General features: G+C 69.2%; 18 protein-coding genes. 4 read left to right on the top strand and 14 right to left on the bottom strand.

Annotation, left to right across the window (positions count from 1 at the left end; genetic code table 11):
• Positions 1-21: 21 nt before the first annotated feature.
• The 3 genes from SACCYDRAFT_RS02695 to xylB all read right to left on the bottom strand — a co-directional run bounded on the left by SACCYDRAFT_RS02695 (position 22) and on the right by xylB (position 3,616).
• The gene (locus tag SACCYDRAFT_RS02695; RefSeq protein WP_005453345.1) at positions 22-975 is read right to left on the bottom strand and encodes an alpha/beta fold hydrolase; all 954 of its coding nucleotides are present in this window, start codon (positions 973-975) and stop codon (positions 22-24) included.
• The gene (alr, locus tag SACCYDRAFT_RS02690; protein ID WP_043537004.1) at positions 975-2,111 is read right to left on the bottom strand and encodes an alanine racemase; all 1,137 of its coding nucleotides are present in this window, start codon (positions 2,109-2,111) and stop codon (positions 975-977) included. Before alr ends, SACCYDRAFT_RS02695 begins: the two co-directional genes overlap by 1 nt.
• A gap of 95 nt (positions 2,112-2,206) precedes the next feature.
• On the bottom strand, positions 2,207-3,616 hold the full coding sequence (gene xylB / locus SACCYDRAFT_RS02685; protein WP_005453341.1) for a xylulokinase: 1,410 nt from the start codon (positions 3,614-3,616) through the stop codon (positions 2,207-2,209).
• Between the two features lie 231 nt (positions 3,617-3,847).
• Between xylB and SACCYDRAFT_RS02680 the strand changes: the two genes are divergently transcribed.
• Entirely contained in the window at positions 3,848-4,633 is a 786-nt protein-coding gene (locus tag SACCYDRAFT_RS02680; RefSeq protein ID WP_005453340.1) for an SGNH/GDSL hydrolase family protein, read from the top strand.
• On the opposite strand, the gene SACCYDRAFT_RS02675 is transcribed toward SACCYDRAFT_RS02680, so the two are convergent.
• On the bottom strand, positions 4,605-6,044 hold the full coding sequence (locus tag SACCYDRAFT_RS02675) for an NAD(P)H-hydrate dehydratase (RefSeq protein WP_005453338.1): 1,440 nt from the start codon (positions 6,042-6,044) through the stop codon (positions 4,605-4,607). The genes SACCYDRAFT_RS02680 and SACCYDRAFT_RS02675 overlap by 29 nt on opposite strands.
• A gap of 7 nt (positions 6,045-6,051) precedes the next feature.
• Positions 6,052-7,914 carry a glutamine--fructose-6-phosphate transaminase (isomerizing) gene (gene glmS, locus SACCYDRAFT_RS02670; protein ID WP_005453336.1) on the bottom strand — a complete coding sequence of 621 codons (1,863 nt, stop codon included), beginning with the start codon at positions 7,912-7,914 and terminating at the stop codon, positions 6,052-6,054.
• Between the two features lie 181 nt (positions 7,915-8,095).
• On the opposite strand from glmS, the gene SACCYDRAFT_RS02665 reads away from it, so the two are divergent.
• Complete coding sequence (locus tag SACCYDRAFT_RS02665; RefSeq protein WP_005453334.1) at positions 8,096-8,929, top strand: dienelactone hydrolase family protein; 834 nt, start codon at positions 8,096-8,098, stop codon at positions 8,927-8,929.
• A gap of 21 nt (positions 8,930-8,950) precedes the next feature.
• Here the strand turns inward: SACCYDRAFT_RS02665 and SACCYDRAFT_RS02660 are convergent, their stop codons facing one another.
• The 6 genes from SACCYDRAFT_RS02660 to rplM form a co-directional block, all read right to left on the bottom strand.
• Positions 8,951-9,430 carry a hypothetical protein gene (locus tag SACCYDRAFT_RS02660; protein WP_043536090.1) on the bottom strand — a complete coding sequence of 160 codons (480 nt, stop codon included), beginning with the start codon at positions 9,428-9,430 and terminating at the stop codon, positions 8,951-8,953.
• Positions 9,431-9,457: 27 nt separating this feature from the next.
• Positions 9,458-11,920, bottom strand: a complete 2,463-nt coding sequence (locus tag SACCYDRAFT_RS02655; protein ID WP_157606458.1) for a hypothetical protein — start codon at positions 11,918-11,920, stop codon at positions 9,458-9,460.
• Positions 11,921-11,943: 23 nt separating this feature from the next.
• Positions 11,944-12,249, bottom strand: coding sequence for a hypothetical protein (locus SACCYDRAFT_RS02650; RefSeq protein WP_005453330.1), 306 nt, complete (start codon positions 12,247-12,249; stop codon positions 11,944-11,946).
• A 145-nt stretch (positions 12,250-12,394) separates the two neighbouring features.
• Positions 12,395-13,729: a phosphoglucosamine mutase gene (gene glmM, locus SACCYDRAFT_RS02645; protein ID WP_005453329.1), complete on the bottom strand. Its 1,335-nt coding sequence runs from the start codon at positions 13,727-13,729 to the stop codon at positions 12,395-12,397.
• 235 nt (positions 13,730-13,964) lie between these two features.
• The gene (rpsI, locus tag SACCYDRAFT_RS02640) at positions 13,965-14,435 is read right to left on the bottom strand and encodes a 30S ribosomal protein S9 (RefSeq protein ID WP_005453324.1); all 471 of its coding nucleotides are present in this window, start codon (positions 14,433-14,435) and stop codon (positions 13,965-13,967) included.
• Between the two features lie 14 nt (positions 14,436-14,449).
• The gene (gene rplM / locus SACCYDRAFT_RS02635) at positions 14,450-14,902 is read right to left on the bottom strand and encodes a 50S ribosomal protein L13 (RefSeq protein WP_005453322.1); all 453 of its coding nucleotides are present in this window, start codon (positions 14,900-14,902) and stop codon (positions 14,450-14,452) included.
• A gap of 185 nt (positions 14,903-15,087) precedes the next feature.
• Between rplM and SACCYDRAFT_RS02630 the strand changes: the two genes are divergently transcribed.
• Positions 15,088-15,975: a hypothetical protein gene (locus SACCYDRAFT_RS02630; RefSeq protein WP_005453320.1), complete on the top strand. Its 888-nt coding sequence runs from the start codon at positions 15,088-15,090 to the stop codon at positions 15,973-15,975.
• A 39-nt stretch (positions 15,976-16,014) separates the two neighbouring features.
• On the top strand, positions 16,015-16,518 hold the full coding sequence (locus tag SACCYDRAFT_RS02625; protein WP_005453318.1) for a DUF4333 domain-containing protein: 504 nt from the start codon (positions 16,015-16,017) through the stop codon (positions 16,516-16,518).
• Between the two features lie 60 nt (positions 16,519-16,578).
• Here the strand turns inward: SACCYDRAFT_RS02625 and SACCYDRAFT_RS02620 are convergent, their stop codons facing one another.
• The 3 genes from SACCYDRAFT_RS02620 to SACCYDRAFT_RS02610 all read right to left on the bottom strand — a co-directional run bounded on the left by SACCYDRAFT_RS02620 (position 16,579) and on the right by SACCYDRAFT_RS02610 (position 19,379).
• Entirely contained in the window at positions 16,579-16,866 is a 288-nt protein-coding gene (locus SACCYDRAFT_RS02620) for a WXG100 family type VII secretion target (protein ID WP_005453316.1), read from the bottom strand.
• A 51-nt stretch (positions 16,867-16,917) separates the two neighbouring features.
• Positions 16,918-17,235 (bottom strand): WXG100 family type VII secretion target, encoded by a 318-nt coding sequence (locus SACCYDRAFT_RS02615; RefSeq protein WP_005453314.1) that lies wholly within the window; start codon positions 17,233-17,235, stop codon positions 16,918-16,920.
• A 194-nt stretch (positions 17,236-17,429) separates the two neighbouring features.
• Positions 17,430-19,379: a type VII secretion-associated protein gene (locus SACCYDRAFT_RS02610; protein ID WP_005453313.1), complete on the bottom strand. Its 1,950-nt coding sequence runs from the start codon at positions 19,377-19,379 to the stop codon at positions 17,430-17,432.
• Between the last annotated feature and the right edge of the window lie 4 nt (positions 19,380-19,383).

Genomic DNA, 19,383 nt, shown 5'->3' with positions numbered 1-19,383 from the left:
CTCTCGTGTCCTGTCCTCGCCTCACCGCACCCGACGCACCAGGTCGGCGAGATGTTCGTTCACCAGGGCGTGGTGCTCGAGGTGCACCATGTGCCCCCCGCCTTCGACACGCACCAGTTTCGCCCTCGGCAGCTCGGCGGCGATGCGCTCGGCGTGGACGAACGGCGTCAGCCGGTCCGCGTCACCACCGACCACGACCACCTCGACGTGCTTCAACCCGGCCAGTGCGGCGTACCGGTTGTGGCTGCCCAGCGTGTCCACGAAGTGCGTGAGCTGCCGCACGGGTGTCTCCCGCAGCATCTCCAGCATGAAGTCCACCAGCTCGGACGGCACGTCCTGGCTGCCGAAGGCCAGCCGACGCACCGCCGCCCTGGTGAGCTGGCCGCCCGCGGCGCGCACGAACTCCACGAGCCCCGGCTGCCACTCCGCGAGCTCACCCACTCCCCGCGTCAACGGGTTGTACTTCGACAGCAACGAGCGGGGCAGACCCTGCGCTCCCACCTCGCCGGCGGCCGTGGCGATCAACCCGACGCCGCGCACGCGCTCGGCGAACAGCTCGGGGCAGGTCTGCGCCAGTTCCATGATCACCATGCCGCCCATGGAGTGTCCCAGCAGCACGACGGGCGTGTCCGGTGCGACCGTGCGCAGCACCGCGTGCAGGTCGAGCGCGAGCTGCTCGATGGTGCTCTGCCGCGCGTCCGACGGGGCCGACTGGCCGTGACCGCGGTGGTCGTAGTAGACGTGCTTCACCCCGGGCAGCGCCTCCACGAGTCCCCGGCGCTGGAGAAACCAGCTGCGCCGGGACAACGCGAAGCCGTGCACACCCACCACGACGAGCTCGGCCCGCCCGTCGACCGGTTCGATCTCCTCCACCGCGAGCGGGGCACCGTCGTCGGCGGCGACGGTGGAGGTCCGGTCGGTGCGGGAACCCGCGAACGGGCCCACGACGGACGCATCCTCCCCGGACCGGGACATCACACGTGGTCCCGCTCGGCCCCGACGTAGCGGCGACTCACCCGCGGCCGGTACATGCCGGTGACGATCTCGTAGTCGATGGTGCCGATCGTGTCGGCCCACTCGGTGGCCGTGGGCATACCGCCCTCGCCCGTCCCGAACAGCACGACCTCGGTACCGAGTTCCGGCTCGTCGTCCCCGCAGTCGACCACGAGCTGGTCCATGCACACCCGCCCGGCGACGGGTCGCCGCGTTCCGTCGAGCCACACGCTCATCCGGCCCGACAACGTACGCGGCACGCCGTCCGCGTAACCCACCGGAACCAACGCGAGTGTCGTGTCGCGGCTCGCCGTCCACGTCTGTCCGTACGACACGGACTCGCCCGCGCTGATCCGTTTCGTGAGCACGACGCTGGACCGGAACGTCATCGCGGGTCGCAGGTCCTCCTGCTGCGGCACGGGGTTCAGGCCGTAGATCGCGATCCCCGGCCTGACCAGGTCGAAGTGCAGGTCCGGGCGCGTGAGCGTGGCCGCCGAGTTGGCCAGGTGCCGCAGCGGTGAGAGCCCGGCGTCGCGCGCCACGTCGTACGCGGTGGCGAACCGCTCGGCCTGCGCGTCGATGGAGGGGTGATCCGGCTCGTCCGCGCACGCGAGGTGTGACCACATGCCGACGACCTCGACGTTCTCCTCCGCCGCCGCGGCCTTCACCAGAGCGGGCCACAGCTCCGCGGTGCAACCGTTGCGCGACAACCCGGTGTCGATCTTGAGATGCACCCTGGCGCGGCGACCCACCCTTGCGGCGGCGTCGGCGACCCGCGTCAACTCGCCGGCGGAGCTCACCGAGACGTCGATGTCGTGCCGCACCGCGGGCGCGTAGTCCACGTCGGGGGTGTCGAGCCAGCTCAGCATCCGGGTGGCGAACCCGGCCTGCCGCAGGGCGAGTGCCTCGTCGAGCGCGGCCACTCCCAGCCACGTGGCGCCCGCGTCGAGCGCGGCGCGCGCCACCTGCACAGCACCGTGGCCGTAGGCATCCGCCTTCACGACCGCCATCGTCTCCGCGCCCGACGCGGCGGCGCGGGCCGAGAGCAGCCGCACGTTGTGGCGCACGGCCGTAAGGTCCACCACGACCTCGGCGCGGGGCAACGACGTAGCACTCACCGGGTCACCCCACAGCACATGATCAGGCCTTTCCTGTCCGCGCCGGGGCACCCGTGGGGCGCCCCGGCTCACCCGCCAATGTACCCACCGGGCTCTCAGGCGTCGTGCACCCGGCGACGGGCGTCGGCGTGGCGTTGCCTGATGCGTTCGCCCTCCTCGGCGTCCCGGACCGGCGGCTCCGGCAACCGCACGGCGATCTCGGTGTCCCACGCCGGTGGTTCCTCGGTCCCCCCGAGGGCCCAGGCGGCCTGGCGGGCGGCGCCGATCGCGACGTGCTCGCGTGGCTGCGGGACCGCGACCGGGGTGCCGAACACGGTCGGCGCGATCGCGCGCACGCTCTCCGACTGGGCGGCCCCGCCGATGAGCAGCACCCGCCGCACCGTGATGCCGTACTCGCGGACGGCGTCGAGTCCGGCGGCGAGTCCGCACAGCATTCCCTCGACGGCCGCGCGCGCGAGGTTCTCGGGAGTCATGTTCGCGCGGCGCAGGCCGAACAGGGAACCGGCCGCGTCGGGCAGGTTGGGGGTGCGTTCCCCGTCGAGGTACGGCAGCAGGGTGAGACCCGCGGCGCCCGGCTCGGCGCTCAACGCGAGTCGGTCGAACTCCTGGAGGTCGACGCCGAGCATGCGGGCGGTGGCGGTCAGCACCCGCGCGGCGTTGAGCGTGCAGGCCAGCGGGAGGTACCGGCCGGTGGCGTCGGCGAATCCGGCGACGGTACCGGTCGGGTCGGCCGCCGGTGTCTCGCTGACGCCGAACACGGTGCCACTCGTGCCGAGCGAGACGACCACGTCCCCGTCCCCCGCGTCCAGCGCCAACGCGGCGGCCATGTTGTCGCCGGTGCCCGCGGAGACGAGGGTCCCGTCGGGCGTGTGCCCCGCCGCCGCGGAGGGTTCCAGCACGTGCGGCAGTTCCGGGGTTCGCCCGCCGAACGCGTGGGTGAGGAAATCCGTGCGGTAGGCGTTCTTCGACGGCGAGAAGTAGCCCGTGCCCGAGGCGTCACCACGGTCGGTGACCGGGTCCCCACCGGTGAGTCGCCAGGTCAGCCAGTCGTGGGGCAGCATGACCCTCGCGACCCGGTCGGCCGCGTCCGGTTCGTGCTCGGCGAACCAACGCAGTTTCGTGACCGTGAAGCTGGCGACCGGAACCGACCCGACCGCCTCCGCCCACGCCTGCGGCCCGCCGAGTTCCTTCGTGAGATCGGCGGCGGCGGTGGCCGAACGGGTGTCGTTCCACAACAGGGCTGGTCGGACGACGTCACCGCGGTCGTCCACGGTGACCATGCCGTGCTGCTGACCCGCGACGCCGATGGCGGACACGCCGTCCAGGAGCCCGCCGGTGGCGGACGTGAACGCCGACCACCACTCCGCCGGATCGACCTCGGTGGTGTCCGGGTGCTCGGCACGTCCGCTGCGCACCACGGCGCCCGTGCGGGCATCGCACACCATCACCTTGGTCGACTGTGTGGACGAGTCGACCCCTGCCACCAGAACCTCGTTGTCGGTCATGGTGCAGAGCTTGACGCCTCCCCGGTGCCCACGTCCACGTCCGAAACGACTTTCGGTCCCGAGGCGGGCCTTCAGACCGTGTTCTGCCCGCGGAACATGGTCGGCGGGTCCCCTGGAACCACGTTTCGCGGGCAAAACGTGGTTCGTGGCCCCGTCCTCGCCACCGGCGCGCGCACTATAGTCGCGGCGACCGGCACTGGGGCCGCTCATCTCGATGGCACGGAGGCTGGCATGGTCTACGCCCGATACGTCGCGATCGGGGACAGCCAGACCGAGGGCATCGGGGACCCTGACGGCAACGGCGGCTGGCGCGGCTTCGCCGACCGGCTCGCCGCCCACCTCGCCACCGTCGCCCCCGACCTTCGCTACGCGAACCTCGCCGTACGCGGGAAGCTCACCCGCCAGGTACGAGAGGAACAACTCGACGCCGCCCTCGCCCTGCGCCCCGATCTCGTCACGGTGGTGGCCGGCATGAACGACCTCGTCCGGCCTTCGTTCTCCGCCGAGACGGTCGTGTCGAACCTCGACGGCATGTTCGCCGAACTCACCGCGACCGGCGCCCGCGTGGCGTCACTCACGTTCCCCGACCTGGCGCGGCTCTCACCCATCATGCGCCCACTGCGGCACCGCGTGCTGGACCTCAACGCGGGCATCCGCACCTCAGCAGCCCGGCACGGCGTCGTGGTCGTCGAGACGTTCGGCTACTCGGTGACCACCGACCCGAGGCTGTGGAGCCCGGACCGCATCCACGCCAGCCCCCTCGGGCACGCCCGCATCGCCGCCGCGTTCGCCGAGGTACTCGCTCTGCCCGGCAGCGACAACTCCTGGTCGAGGCCGCTGCCCGGCGCCCGTACCGCCACCGTGGTGCGCACGGTGACGGAGGAGCTGCGCTGGCTCACGTCGTCCGCGGCGCCGTGGCTCTACCGCCGGGTGCGCCGCCGCTCGACGGGCGACCGCCGCACCCCGAAGCGGCCGACGTTGGTACCCGTCAACCCTCCAGCGAGCGAGCCTGCCTGATCGCGTCCGGCACGGCGGCCAGCACCCCCGAAGCCGACGTCGGAACCCCACCCGCCGCGAGCGCACCCGCACGGGCGTGCACGTCGGCGGCGACGCCTGCGGCCAGCCACGGGTCCAGCCCGGCGGCGAGCAACGCGCCGATCAACCCGGACAGCACGTCACCCGACCCGGCCGTGGCGAGCCACGCCCCCCTCGGCCGGTTCACCAGCACCCGCCCGTCCGGATCGGCGACCAGCGTGCAGTGACCCTTCAGCAACACCACCGCGCGGAACCGCCGGGCCGCCTCGCGCACGGCCGCCACCCGGTCGTCTCCCGGCGCGGTGCCCGTCAACCGCTCGAACTCCCCGTCATGGGGCGTGAGCAGCAACGGCGTGTCCGGGTCACGGGCGTCGAGCACCTCCGGATGTCCCGCGATGATCGTGATCGCGTCCGCGTCCGCGCACACCGGCACGCCCTGTCCGAGCGCGTTCGCGAGTACGTCCCGACCCTCACGGCCGGTGCCGATGCCGGGGCCGACGACCCACGCCTGCACACGCCCCGCGTCGGTGATCGACCCGGTGGCCACGACCTCCGGCCAGTGCGACCGGACCACGTCGGCCGCGGGACCCGCGTAGCGCACCATGCCCGCCTTGGCGTGCACGGCGGCGGCGGCCGCGAGCACCGCCGCACCCGGGTAGGTCGACGAGCCGGCGGCCACGCCGGTGACGCCCTGCGTGTACTTGTTGTCGTCCGGTCTCGGCATCGGCCACGCGGCGGCCACGTCGGCGGCGTCGAGTTGCAGCAGATCCGGTTCCCCCAGCTCACCGCCCAGGCCGATGTCCACGACAACGGTGTGACCACAGTGGTGGGGATTCAGCACGTGGACGGGTTTGAGCGCGCCGAACGTCACCGTGCACGTCGCCCGCACGGCGGGACCGGTCACGGCCCCCGTGTCGGGGTCGACCCCGCTCGGCAGGTCGACGGCGAGCACGGGCGCCGCGACCCGGTCGAACACCACGGCGGCCTCAGGGCGCAGCGGCCCCTTGGCGGAGAGGCCGACCACACCGTCGATCACCAGGTCGGCGTTCTCGACGTCAACGGCCTCAGGTGTGCCGATCCGCCCGCCCGCGCGGCGCAGGGCCGCGAGCCCGGCGGGATGGGCCTTCTCCGGCCGCAGCAGCACCGCTGTCACCGCGACCCCGCGGCGCCGCAGGAAGAAACCCGCCCACAGCGCGTCGCCACCGTTGTTCCCCGCGCCCACGACGAGCACGACCCGCCTACCCGCGACCGCACCGGTGTGCTCGGCCAGCAACTCGGCCGCGCGCACGGACACGCCGTACGCCGCTCGCCGCATCAGCGCGCCCTCGGGTGTGCGCGCCAGCAGCCGTTCCTCCGCCGACCGGATCCGGGCGGTGGTCCAGACGCCGCGCACGGTGCCGCTACTCGACCGTGACGGACTTGGCGAGGTTGCGTGGCTTGTCCACGTCGTAGCCGCGTGCCCGCGCGATCTCGGCGGCCAGCACCTGCAACGGCACCGTGGACACGAGCGGCTGCAACAACGTCGGCACGGCAGGCACCTCGACGAGCTCGTCCGCGAACGGCCGAACCCGCTCGTCGCCCTCCTCGGCGATCACGATGGTGCGGGCGCCGCGTGCCTGGATCTCGCTGATGTTGGACACCATCTTCGCGTGCAGCACGGCTCGCCCCTTCGGCGACGGCATGACCACCACCACGGGCAGCCCGTCCTCGATCAGAGCGATCGGCCCGTGCTTCAGCTCGCCTGCCGCGAACCCCTCCGCGTGCATGTAGGCGAGTTCCTTCAGCTTCAGCGCCCCCTCCAGGGCCACCGGGAAGCCGACGTGCCTGCCCAGGAACAACACCGCCCGCGAGTCCGCCATGCGCCTGCCCAGCTCCCGCACCTGGTCGACCGTGGCCAGCACCTGCGAGACGGCGGACGGCATGGCCTCCAGCTCGGCGAACTCACGTGCCACCTCGTCCGGGTACTTCGTACCGCGCGCCTGGGCGAGCGCGAGCCCCACGAGGTAGTTCGCCGCCACCTGCGCGAGGAACGCCTTCGTGGAGGCGACACCGATCTCGGGCCCGGCGTGCGTGTAGAGCACCGCGTCGGACTCCCGTGGGATCTGCGCGCCGTTGGTGTTGCAGACCGCGAGCACCCGCGCCTTCTGCTCCCTGGCGTGCCGCACGGCCTCCAACGTGTCAGCCGTCTCACCGGACTGCGACACGGCCACCACGAGGGTGTCGCGGTCGAGCACCGGGTCGCGGTAGCGGAACTCGCTCGCCAGCTCGACCTCCACCGGGAGGCGGGTCCAGTGCTCGATGGCGTACTTGGCGACGAGTCCCGAGTGGTACGCGGATCCGCACGCGACGACGAACACCTTGTCGACGTCACGCAGGTCCTGGTCGCTCATGCGTTGCTCGTCGAGGACGATGCGGCCGGACTGGAAGTGCCCGCGCAGCGTGTTGGCGAGCGCCTCGGGCTGTTCCTCGATCTCCTTGAGCATGAAGTACTCGTGGCCGCCCTTCTCCGCGGCCGAGAGATCCCAGTCGACCTTGAACGGCTTGCCGTCGGCGGCGTCACCGTGGAAGTCGGTGATCTCGTATCCGTCGCGGCCGATGACCACGAGCTGGTCCTGACCGAGCTCGACGGCGTCGCGGGTGTGCTCGATGAAGGCGGCGACGTCGGACGCGACGAACGTCTCCCCCTCGCCGACACCGACGACGAGCGGGGACGAACGGCGGGCCGCGACCACGAGATCCGGCTGGTCGGCGTGGGTGACGACGAGTGTGAAGGCGCCTTCGAGCCTGCGGCACACGGTGCGCACGCTGGCGGGCAGGTCACCCGCGGTGTCACCGTGGTCGTAGGCGAGGGCGATCAGGTGGGCCGTGGTCTCGGTGTCGGTGTCGCTGCTGAGCTCGACACCCGCGTCCTCGAGCTCGGCGCGGAGCGCGGCGAAGTTCTCGATGATGCCGTTGTGCACCACGGCGACCCGGCCCGTGGAGTCACGGTGTGGGTGGGAGTTGCGGTCCACGGGGGCGCCGTGCGTGGCCCAACGGGTGTGGCCCATGCCGGCAGTGCCCGAGAACGTGGCGCGGCCCTTGACGTCGAGTGCGGCCTCGAGGTTGGCGAGCCGTCCCGCCTTGCGTTCGACGACCAGCTCCTTGCCGTCCGTGAGCACCGCGACGCCCGCCGAGTCGTAACCGCGGTACTCCATGCGGTGAAGACCACCGAGAACCACGTCGAGTGCCTGTCGATGCCCGACATATCCCACGATTCCACACACGCCCACCAGCGTAACGACAGCAGGAACGACCGCATCCCGGGCACGGTCGGCTGTACTCCGCAGAGCGCAGGCGCCGTCGGTGGCCCCCACCACGTTTCGCGGGCAGAACACGGTCACCCCACCCGCAGACCAGGCCTCGGGCACCACTGCTCCGGCCATGCGGGTCGGCTAGTCTCCTGCCATGGCGAGCACGGCGAAGCGGTTACTCGAACAGTTGGCACACCCGGGCCCGCACGACGTCCTGCGCGGTGACCTCGCACTCGTCGGACTCCCCGGTGTGGTGTTCACGCCACGAGCCGGTCTCAACCTCCCCGCTGTCGCGTTCGGGCACGGCTGGCTCCAGCCGCCCGGCCGCTACCACGGGCTCTTGCGTCACCTCGCGAGCTGGGGCATCGTCGCCGCCGCGCCCGCCACTCACCGCGGCGCGCTGCCCTCGCACCGGCTGTTCGCCGCCGACCTCCGAACGACGCTCGACATCGTGACGACCCTGCGTCTCGGCCCGGACGGCATCAGCGTCGACCCCACCAGGCTCGGACTCGCCGGACACTCGATCGGCGGCGGTGCCGCCGTCCTCGCCGCGGTCCCCGACGACGCGGACACACGACCGCGAGTGCGAGCCGTCGCCACGGTCGCCCCGGCCCAGACCATGCCGCCCGCCACCACGGCAGCGCTCGGCATCAACGCGCCCGGCCTGCACCTCGCGAGTGACGACGACCTCCTCGCACCGCCGACCGGCAACGCCGAAGCGATCAGCAAGGCATGGGCCGGCCCCGTACAGCTGCGGATGATCCCCAAGATGACCCATCTCGGCGTGACCGAAGGCACACACTGGAGCCAGGTCTTCCTACAGGGCAAACCGCAGTACGCGGTGCAGCGGCGGGTGCGGGCGCTGTTCACGGCCTTCTTCCTCACCGAACTGGCCGGCGACGACACCTACCGTGAGCTGCTGGACCACGACCTCAAGGCCGCCCGAATCGCCTACGAGGACGAGGCAACCGCGACGAGCCGCGTCTGACCGACGCGGTCGCCACGCGGTTCACTGCAGCCAACTGTTGTTCGAGAAGTCGTCGTCATCGAAGTCGTCCGCCGGACGAGTTTCGCGCCGAGCCGGACCGGAGGCCGGCGGCTGCTGACGTCGCGGCACAGGAACGGGTGGCGAAACAGGCGGTGCGACAGTCCTTTCCTCCGTCGACCGGGCGGCTGCAGGAGAGTCGGCGGCCTCCCCAGCGCCTTCCTGGCCGAACTGGAATGTCTCGTCGCGACCTTCGCGGCGCTGAAGCCACTGGTTCTTCGCCGTGGGATCGTCCTCTTCACCCTGCTGTTTCTCGTGCTCAGCCTTTCGCTTCTGAGCTTCAGCAGCGTGTTTCCTCATCGACTGCAGGTGTTCGAGCGTGTTCGCGGCCAACTTCTGTGTGACCTGCTTGCCGTACTCGGCGATCGCCGCTGAACGCGCCCTCACCGCGGCTTGGTTGTGCCGAAGCTGCTCGATGAGCTTCGGATCAGCTCTGTTCGCCATTAAGTCTGCCTTCCACCGCGTCAGTCATCAGCGGCTGAACCGCACCGGTACCTCGTTGCTTTCGCCAAGCACTCCGCTGACTCGTATAGCTCCACTCGAGACTTCGAAGATGTTGCCGTCGATGCGGTACGCGTTCGAGCTCCGTTCCTGGTCACCACCCTGACCGCCACCAGCGCCGCCCCCCATAGCGCCCATGCCGCCCATCATGCCCATGCCACCACCGCTCGAGACCGCACCACCGCTTCCCTGCGCCACCGCTGCAGGTGCCTCACCACCTGGTGCCACACCAAGTCCCGCGCCTGATGACCGGGACGGGCCGGAGCCGTCCGAGTCCTCCCCGAACAGCTCACCACCACCACCGCCACCACCGAAGGCATTCCCGCCCCCGCCAACGGCAGCCGCGTGTGTGGCACTGGATCCGCTGTCATCTCCGGCGAAGGCCTCATCAGGTGCGTCGCTGTTCCCGTCGAACGAGGGAGCCGCACCGGCGGACGCATCCGGAAGCCCCGCTGTGGAGGCAGACGCAGCATCCACCGGACCACTTCCGGGGTTGCCCCCACCCTGACCCCCACTGGCCTCGGTCGGAGGTTCGGCTGCGCGGCGGGGGTCGAGGTCAGGATCCGCATGAGCCGGCATCACACGCACGCCTTCTTCCGCGGGTAACACCTGCCCCTCCTGGTCAGCGCCGAGGGTGTAGGTCACGGGGTCACCCTTGCCGTTGTCGACCGTGACCACTGTCGGACCGTCGGGGCCTTCCGGCTGTTCAGCAGTGATCTCGAGATCCCCATCCTTCACATGGATCTTGCCGTCTGGACCCGGCCGGTAAACCTGCTGCGCTTCACCACCAGAACCCTGTGGGCCGAACTCCTCGACCCCATCCCCGCCCGGTGCCTCACCGAGTTCGGACTCAGTCCCGAAGTCCAGCCGGTACTCGCCGGGTTCACCGTCGCCGCCCTCGACGGTGATGCTCATCGTTCCGTCCTCACCGGGCTCCGTCATGGTGAACTTCTGGTCACCTTGCTCGACCGTCAGCGTGCCCGGCCCGTCCGCATCCGTGATCGCCTCGCCTGTCTCGGGGTCGATGGGATAAGGCTCGCCAGTTGCCGGGTCGACCTCGAGCGGCTCGCCAGTCACGGGATTGGTCGCCGTGTCAGGCTGCTCACCGAGGAGTTCCTCCGCGCTCGGGACCGTGGCTCCACCGCCCAGGGCTCCTCCGCCGGGGGCCCCGCCACCGGGGGCCCCGCCTCCTGGCACGCCACCACCCGGCATACCGCCACCAGGTGCGCCACCGGGGCCTCCCATGTCAGGACCTGGGCTCTGAACGTCCCCTCCCATGTCCATGTCCGCAGCTGGGTCTGTCTGAATCGCTTGACTCAGCCCCTGCACGATCACGCCGTAGTTGTTGTTTATGTGCTCGACATGAGCTGCAGCCTGCTCATGCACCTGACCTGCCAAGCTCTGGTAGGTCTGGCAAAAGCCGGAGAGCACTTCCTTCGCCTGATCTTGTGCTTCGGTGTATGCATCTCGGATTCCCGCGAGAAAGGATCCGCCCCACGAGTCAAGCATCGCTGAGGCCAGGTGGACGGTGCCAAGCGCCTCGTCGACGTCGGCCACGGTCAACTCGCCCATCTTGCCGCTGCCGTAGAGCCGGAACAGCTCCTCCGAGAAGCGGACGACCGTCTCCTCTTGAATCGCTGTCACCTCGTCGATCCCGTCCGCCGCAGTGGTCAGCGCATCCTGCAATGTCTCCGAGCCCTCCGACAGGGTCTTGTTTACCTGCTCGGCCGCGGCCTTGGCGTCGCCTGTCCAGTCGTCGGTGCCCTTCCAGGCCGAGTCGAGTGCGGCGGCCTTGTCGGCCACGGCAGCACCTGCCGACCGCAACATTTCCGCGTCAGCTCGGAAGGCGGCGAAATCGATACCGCGGAACTCGTCCAGTCCGGCTCGCAGACTCTGCGGATCGATTCCCGAGTGCGTGTACTCGGCGGTGCCGAACTCGTCGCCGCCCCCGGTGAAGGCGCTGACGTCCGCTGTCGGCAGTTCGCGGCGCTCCGTCTCCGGGACGACGGACGTTTCGATGACCTGCTGAGCAGCCTCGTAACGTGAGTAGAACTGCTCGAACCACTGGATCACGACCTCGGTCTGGTCGATGATTTCGTCCGATGTGGAAAACCCACCTGTGCCCAAACCGTCATACGCACGGCGCACGTCGGCGTCGAGATTCTCGGATCGCGCGGTGCCGAGCGCGGTCCGGGCGTTGCGCATGTTCTCGTCGACGTCACGGCCGCCCCATTTGACGTCTTGGGCGTCGGCGCCGACCTGAGGCGCGTAACGGTCGATCTCTTCCTCACTCAGACGGCCGGCATTCGACAGTGCGTAGAGGAAGTTGTTCTTGACTTCGCTGGACACATCCTCGTCATCGAGCATCGACCGCATGTAGTCGAGCTCGTCGGAGGTGAACTCCTCGTTGGCGCGTTCCTTGGTCTCCTGCACTTCCCACGGGGTTGGATACACGCTCACACCTGCTTCGAGGCGATCATGTCAGTGCTGACAGCCTCGCCGTCCTCGTAGGATTTCGCCGCCTTGGACAACCGATCACCGAAATCAGTGGCCTTGTCACCGTGGCTTTTCACGCGGTCCTTGTACAGCTTGATCGCATCGGCGTAGTGGGATCCAGCATGGGTCCACGCCTTGCCGAACTGCGCGCTGGACACCCCGGTCTCGATGCGGCTCGCCTCGTCGACGAGTTCCCCACCCACCTGCTCATAGGCCGTACCCGCCGCATTCAACTTCCCTGGATCGACGGTCTGACCGCCCGCCACGGTGCCCCCTCGCGTGCTCTCTCGACGACTTGCCTACTGCTGCGATATTGCACATCACAGCCACACGAAGAGGTTACCTATTGACCAGCGGACCACGGGGTCGATTGCCGCTTTCCTTCAGAGGAAGCCGTCCAGGCGGCCTGGCTCACCCCACCGAGGCGACGACACCGGCGAGCCGGTCGGCGGCCACCTGCGCGGTGTCGGCGTCCGGGGCCTCCACCATCACCCTGATCAGCTGTTCGGTTCCCGACGGGCGCAGGAGCACCCTGCCCTCGTCACCCAGTTCGGCCGTCACCGACGCAACGGCGTCCTTCACCGCGGGCGCGTCAGCCACGGTGTTCTTGTCCGTGACCGGTACGTTGACCAGCACCTGCGGCAACCTGCGCATCACCGCCGCCAGTTCACGCAGCGACCTGCCGGTCTCCGACATCCGACTCAGCAGCCGCAACGCGGTGAGCAGGCCGTCACCGGTGGTGGCGTACTCCGGCAACACGACGTGCCCTGACTGCTCCCCACCGAGCGCGTAGCCACCGGCCCGCAACTCCTCGAGAACGTAACGGTCGCCGACCGCCGTGGTGCGCACCGTGATCCCGTGCTCCTTCATCGCCAGGTGCAGACCGAGGTTGCTCATCACCGTGGCGACGAGAGTGTCACCGGCAAGCTCGCCCGCCTCGGCCATGCCGACGGCGAGGACGGCCATGATCTGGTCGCCGTCGACGAGGCGGCCGTCGGCGTCCACCGCGAGGCAGCGGTCCGCGTCGCCGTCGTGGGCGATACCCAGGTCGGCGCCGTGCTCCACCACCGCGGCAGCCAGGACCTCAGGGTGTGTGGAACCGCACCCGTCGTTGATGTTCACGCCATCCGGTTCGGCATGGAGGGCGATCACCTCCGCGCCCGCTTTCCGGTACGCCTCGGGGGCGGCGACGGAGGACGCGCCGTTGGCGCAGTCCACGACGATGCGGAGACCGGCCAGCGACGTCGGTGTGGTGTCCAGCAGGTGGGCGACGTAGCGGTCGACGGCGTCGGTGACGTCCGAGACGCGGCCGATCTGGGCACCGGTCGGACGGGGCCCCGGCGCGTTCAACCCGAGTTGAATCTCGTCCTCGATGCCGTCGGGCAGCTTGTGCCCGCCCTCACCGAACAGCTTGATGCCGTTGTCGGGCATCGGATTGTGGGAGGCCGAGATCATCACACCGAGGTCGGCGGACAGCTCGGTGACAAGATGAGCGACCGCAGGTGTGGGGAGGACACCCAACCGCAGCACGTCCGCGCCCGCCGACGTCAGCCCGGCGACAACGGCAGCCTCCAGCATTTCACCGCTCGCCCTCGGGTCCCTGCCGACGACCGCCAACGGCCGGTGGGAGCGGTCGTGGGCGGCGAGCACCCGCGCCGAACTGGCGGCGACCGCCAGAGCCAGCTCGGGGGTGAGCTCGTCGTTGGCGAGGCCGCGAACCCCGTCCGTGCCGAATAGGCGAGCCATTATCCGTCGACCTCCGTCATCGCGAGCAAAGCGAACCGACCAGAACAACCTAGCGATTCCACGATGCACGCCCGTGTCCGCACCAGCCACCCGACCGTATTCAGTCCGCTAAACACGGTGACGATGCCCGCCCCGACCATCTTTCGCGGGCTGAACGCGGTCGGCGCCACACGGACTCCCACAAAAAGCCGAACGCCCACCCGGCGAGCGGATGGGCGTTCGGATGAAACTCGGATCAGCGCTTGCTGTACTGCGGCGCCTTGCGGGCCTTCTTGAGACCGTACTTCTTACGCTCGGTGGCACGAGCGTCACGCGTCAGGAACCCGGCCTTCTTCAGCGCGGGGCGGTCGTCGCCGTCGATCTGGGCGAGCGCCCGCGCGATGGCGAGCCGGAGCGCGCCTGCCTGGCCGGAGATCCCGCCACCGTCGAGGTTGGCGTGGATGTCGAACGACTCGGGCTTCTCGACGGTGACCAGCGGCTCGCGGATCAGCTGCTGGTGAACCTTGTTCGGGAAGTACTCCTCGAGGCTCTTGCCGTTGAGCTTGAACTCGCCGCTACCGGGAACCATGCGCACCCGGACGACCGCCTCCTTGCGACGGCCGACCGTCTGCGCGGTACCACCGGCAGCCCGAGACGGCTTCGGTGCGGCAGGCGTCTCGCTGGTCACGACCGCGTCGTAGGCGGCCTCGGTCTCGGTGCTGGTCACAGACTGTTCCTCACTCACTGGGTCACCTGAGCGATCTTGGTGATCTCGTGCGGCTGGGGCTTCTGCGCGGCGTGAGGGTGCTCCGGCCCGGCGTAGACCTTGAGCTTCTTCGCCTGGGCGCGGCCCAACTTGTTCTTCGGCAGCATGCCCTTCACGACCTTCTCGACCAGTCGCTCCGGGCGGGTCTCGAGCAGCTCGCCGAACGAGCGCTTACGCAGACCACCGGGGTAACCGCTGTGCCGGTACGCGAACTTCTGCTCGCGCTTGTTACCGGTGAGCGCCACCTTGTCAGCATTGACGATGATGACGAAGTCACCGGTGTCCACGTGCGGGGCGTAGGTGGGCTTGTGCTTGCCGCGCAGCAGCGTAGCGACCTCGGTCGCCAGCCGGCCGAGCACGACATCCTCGGCGTCGATCACGTGCCAGGCACGAGTGACATCGCCGGGCTTAGGGCTGTACGTGGGCAAGGGTCTACCTCGTCGTCAACTGTTGCTTGTGGGTCAATGCAGGCTTGGCGCGTGCCGCTCGTGCGCGCACAACAACAAGTGAAGATACCCGGTCGCCGAGAAGAGGGTGAACCCGGGGGTCCGCACCGTCGGACATACTAATCTCTCCCCCAGCGCGCCGACATGACACCCCAGGGGGATGGACAATGAGACAACGACTGCGCAGAGTCGTCGCACTGGGTGCCGTTCTGTTGCTCGCTGCCGGCTGCGCCACCGGACGCGTGGGCGAACCGATTCCGGACGGTGACGGCGTTGCGAAATACGTCGGAACGAAGTTCTCCTCCACACTCGAACGGCTGGCCGACGACCTCGGCGAGAACGAACCTCGCAAGAGCAGGCTCCGCTCGTTCATGCGCGTCGGCGAGCTCAAGAGTGACAACACGGTGACGGCCATCCAGGTCGGAAGTCCCCCCACGCGCTTCTACAAGAACCACTCCAACCGGAACTCCGCCGACTACCGCGACTTCCTCCTGCCCGCGGGCAGCGACGTCGAGTACACCCTGCTCGGCCCCGACTACGAGTCACTCGCTCCGACACCGTGGGTGTCGATGCCGTACAGCGGTCAGGGGCTCGACATCTGCTTCTGGGGCGGATACCTCACCGTCTGCAAGATCTTCACCGCGGTCAACCGCTCCATGGAGAGCACCGAGGTGGACAAGGCCGCGAAGAGCCTCGCCGACGGCAGCACGGAACTCACCATCGGCATGCCGCTGCGGATCTTCCTGGAGGAGCGAATCGTCGTGCTCCCCGACTGGCTGCTGGAGGAGATCCCGGAGTCGCTGCTCGACAAGGTGATCGACACCCGCATCCTGCTCAGCCCCGAGGGCGATCTGAAAGAGATCGAGATGAACGGCCTGCTGGCCGACAACGGCAACGAGGTCGAGATCAAGCAGCACTACGAGGTCCTCGAACCGCCGACCGAGCACGAGATCCCCGCCGTGCCGTCTCCCGACGAGGTGACCGAGCTCACCACCGACAAGGAGATCGACGAGTTCTACGACCGAATGGCCGAGATCACCAGCAGTCGTGAGTGAGCTGTACAGGCAGTCCGGACGAGCACACGAGGAAGACACATGACACAGCCACCCGGCGCGCCTCAGTGGTGGCAGCCGCAAGGCCCGCAGGGACCTCCCAGCGGGCAGGTCCCGCAACAGCCGCACCCCTACGCCGCGCCCCCGCAGGCGACTCCGGCGTTCGGAGGGTCCTTCGCGTCCGAGTACGGCGGGTTCGGTGCGTTCGACGGCAATTCGCCCGCGAAACGTGCCAGGTCACGCAAGCCGTGGATCATCGGGGCCACCGCGCTCGTGCTGTTGGCAGGTGGCGGAGCCGCCGCGTGGTTCAGCGGTGTCTTCTCCGGCGACGTGCTCGACCAGGCCTCACTGCATGAGGGCGTCACCACCGTCCTGCGGGAGAGTTACGGCGAGCACGACGTCAGCAACGTCAGCTGTCCGGAGGACCAGCAGATCACCACCGGGCACACGTTCGACTGCACGGTCGACGTGGCCGGCAGGCAGAGGACCGTCAGCATCCGCATCCTCAACGACAAGCCCCAGTACGAGGTCGGTGCGCCCCACTGATCAACGGCACGAAAAAAAAACCGGGCCTGCCGTGGCAAGCCCGGTTCGTCGTGTCCAGGATCAGAACATGCCCTGGATGCTCTTGTCGGTGGACTGGTAGCCGTCGGCGATCTGCGGCAGAGCGGTGGCGATCTGAGCCAGGACCTGCTTCATTTCGTCGAGCGACTGGTTCCACTCGTTCTGGCACTGCTGCCACGCCTCCATGGCGTCACCGCTCCAGGAGTCGACGAGCGGGGCCAGCCGGGACTTGAGGTCCTCGAACAGGGCCTCCAGCTCCGAACCGGTGCGCTGGCAGTCCTCAGCCGCGGTGTGGATGGTGGCGTAATCAACGACGATGCCGTTCGGCATTGTTCCTCCCGTTCAGTGAAAAGTCTGTGGATGGTCGAGGATTGCAGTGGATCAGAGGCCGCCGAGCGCGTTGCCGATGTTGCTGATCGCGGCGTTCTGCTCCTCTTCCGCCTGCTGGTACTTCACACCGGACTGCTGGAGCAGCTCACCGATGTTGGCGAGCGCCTCGTTCAGCTTGCGGTTCTTCTCGTCGAAGGCGGCCATCACGTTCTGGAAGGCCTTCGCCGCCTCGCCCTGCCAGCCGGCCTGGGTCGCCTCGATGTTGCTGCGGAGCTGGTTGAGGTTCTGGTCCATCGACGCCTTGATCTGGTCGACGTCCTGGTAAGCCTGCTGGAACTGCTCCGGTGTCCCGGTGAAACCGCCTGCCATCGGGTGTTACCCCCTTCGCTCGTGGGTGCCGTACTTCGTTCGTACTGGCTCTACGACGGAGACAGTGCCATGCCCGGTTCCGCGTTGTCGCCCAAAATGGCCAAGTAGTTGCGAGCGTGAACGTGAACCCAGGAACCTGTGGGAACTGCGGCCCCCACACCGGATTTTGCCCGCTAAACACGACGTAGAAGCCGTCAGTTGGTGAACTCGAGCGTGCGGACGATCTGCTCGCAGGCGACACGGACCCGCGCTGGCACCTGCGCTTCCTGACAACCGACGCTCACCTGCGCGGTGCCGTGCGCGAGGACGTACCAGTGCACCGTGGCGGCGGGTTTGTCCTCCCGGTAATGGATGACGTCGCGGTCCGCGTACTCGTAGTGCTCCGAGAAGTCGGAGTAGACGCCGGGGTTCGAGCTCGTCAGCTCACGAAGTTCGCGGGCCAAACGCTGTCGTTGCGCCCCGCCGTCGTACGGCAACACGATCTCCTGGACCACCACGAGATCGTCGTCGGCGGGGGTCTGGGCCTCCTGCGGCTTCACGACCACCTGCCGGGCCTCGACGTTGTCACCCGTCTGCGTCCAGTCGTCCGGAGCGACGAACTTGTACGAGTACTGCGCGTAGGTGCGCCCCTGTGACTCCGGCTGGTCGCCTCCTTCGGCGATGGCGAGCGTCAACGCCACCACGGTGGCCACGAGCGCCAACACGGTCACCACGGCCGCGATCGCGATACGGTTCCGCCTCCGGACACCGGTCTGCCCGGGCGGCGGCATGGCGTGAGACGACGCCGGCATCGGTTGTCCCCGAGGCGGAGACGGCGGCGCGAGCAGTGGTCCTCTCGGAGCAGGTGGCCGGCTCGCGGGGCCGGGGGCCCTCGGTGCGGGCATCGGCGCTCGGCCGACGTTCTGCTGACCCCTCTGCCCCGGCGATCCCCCGGGCTTGGCCACGACTTCGGTGCGGTGATCGCTCTGCGGCAACGTTTTGCCCGCGAAACGCGCGGCCATGGTGCCCGGCAACACTCCCGTCCGGTCGGGCAGCAGCTGCACCGCGCGCAGTGCACCGCGGGCGACGACGGTTTCCGGCTGGTCGAGCGAGGTGGGGACCACTCCCGTCCGCTCGTGCACGAGCCTCGACACCATCGGAATCCGGCTCGACCCGCCGACGAGGAAGATGGCTGTCAACTGCTGCGGGCGCAGTCCCGCTTCCTCGATCGTCGCTCTCGCGAGTTCGGCGGCCCGTCCCAACGGCGTCCGCACAAGCTGTTCCAGGTCCTCACGCGTCACGTGAGCGTCCGCGAACGGCGGCGGCATCGGCACGTCGGTGTACGCGTGCCGTGACAACGTCTCCTTGGCGCCCCGAACGTCCTGCCTCAACACGCGTCGGCGGCGCCGGTCGGCCAGCTCGCGTCCCTGCACGAGCTGCTCCCAGGCAGCCGGGTCGGCCTTGGACACCAGCGATCCGACGTGTTCCAGCAGGGCTTGGTCGATGTCCGCACCGCCGAAACTCGGGTCTCCACGCGTCGCCAGCACCTCGAACCGGTTCTGCCCGTTGAGTTGCGCACGCCGTACCACGCTGACGTCGACGGTGCCGCCCCCGAGATCCAGCACCGCCATGGCGTCGCCGGGGCGGCCGCTGAACTCGACGGTTCGCTCCTGGTTCACCTCAGCCGGAGCGAACGTCGCCGCGTGGTATACGGCGGCCGCCACCGGCTCCGGAACCAACGCGACCTCGTGGGCCAACCGCCCTGCCGCCTGCCGCAGCAGCCGGGTACGCAGCGCACCCCACTCCGCGGGATGGGTCAGTACCAGCAGCGAGACCTCGACGTTTCCCGCGATCCGGCGTGCCTCCGACACCGCGCGCCGCAACACGGCGTGCACGACGTCCACCACGCTCAGGACCGTGTCACCGAGGAGCAGCTCGCCCTCGTCGATACGCCGCTTCGGATGCGGCTCGAACCGCGACGGGTCGACAGCTGCCTGTCGCTCGGCTTCCTGCCCCACGAAGACCGTGCCGTCCTGCGCGGCGTACACCGCCGAGGGCATGAGCGGCTGCCCGTCCACGACCACGACCTGAGGTTCGCGGCCGTTAACCGATGCGACGACACAGGTGCTCGATGTCCCGAAGTCCACCGCCACCCGCAGTGTCACCAGC

It is taken from the genome of Saccharomonospora cyanea NA-134 (genome assembly GCF_000244975.1).
Classification (GTDB): Bacteria; Actinomycetota; Actinomycetes; order Mycobacteriales; family Pseudonocardiaceae; genus Saccharomonospora; species Saccharomonospora cyanea.
This window is presented reverse-complemented; position numbering and strand designations above follow the sequence as displayed.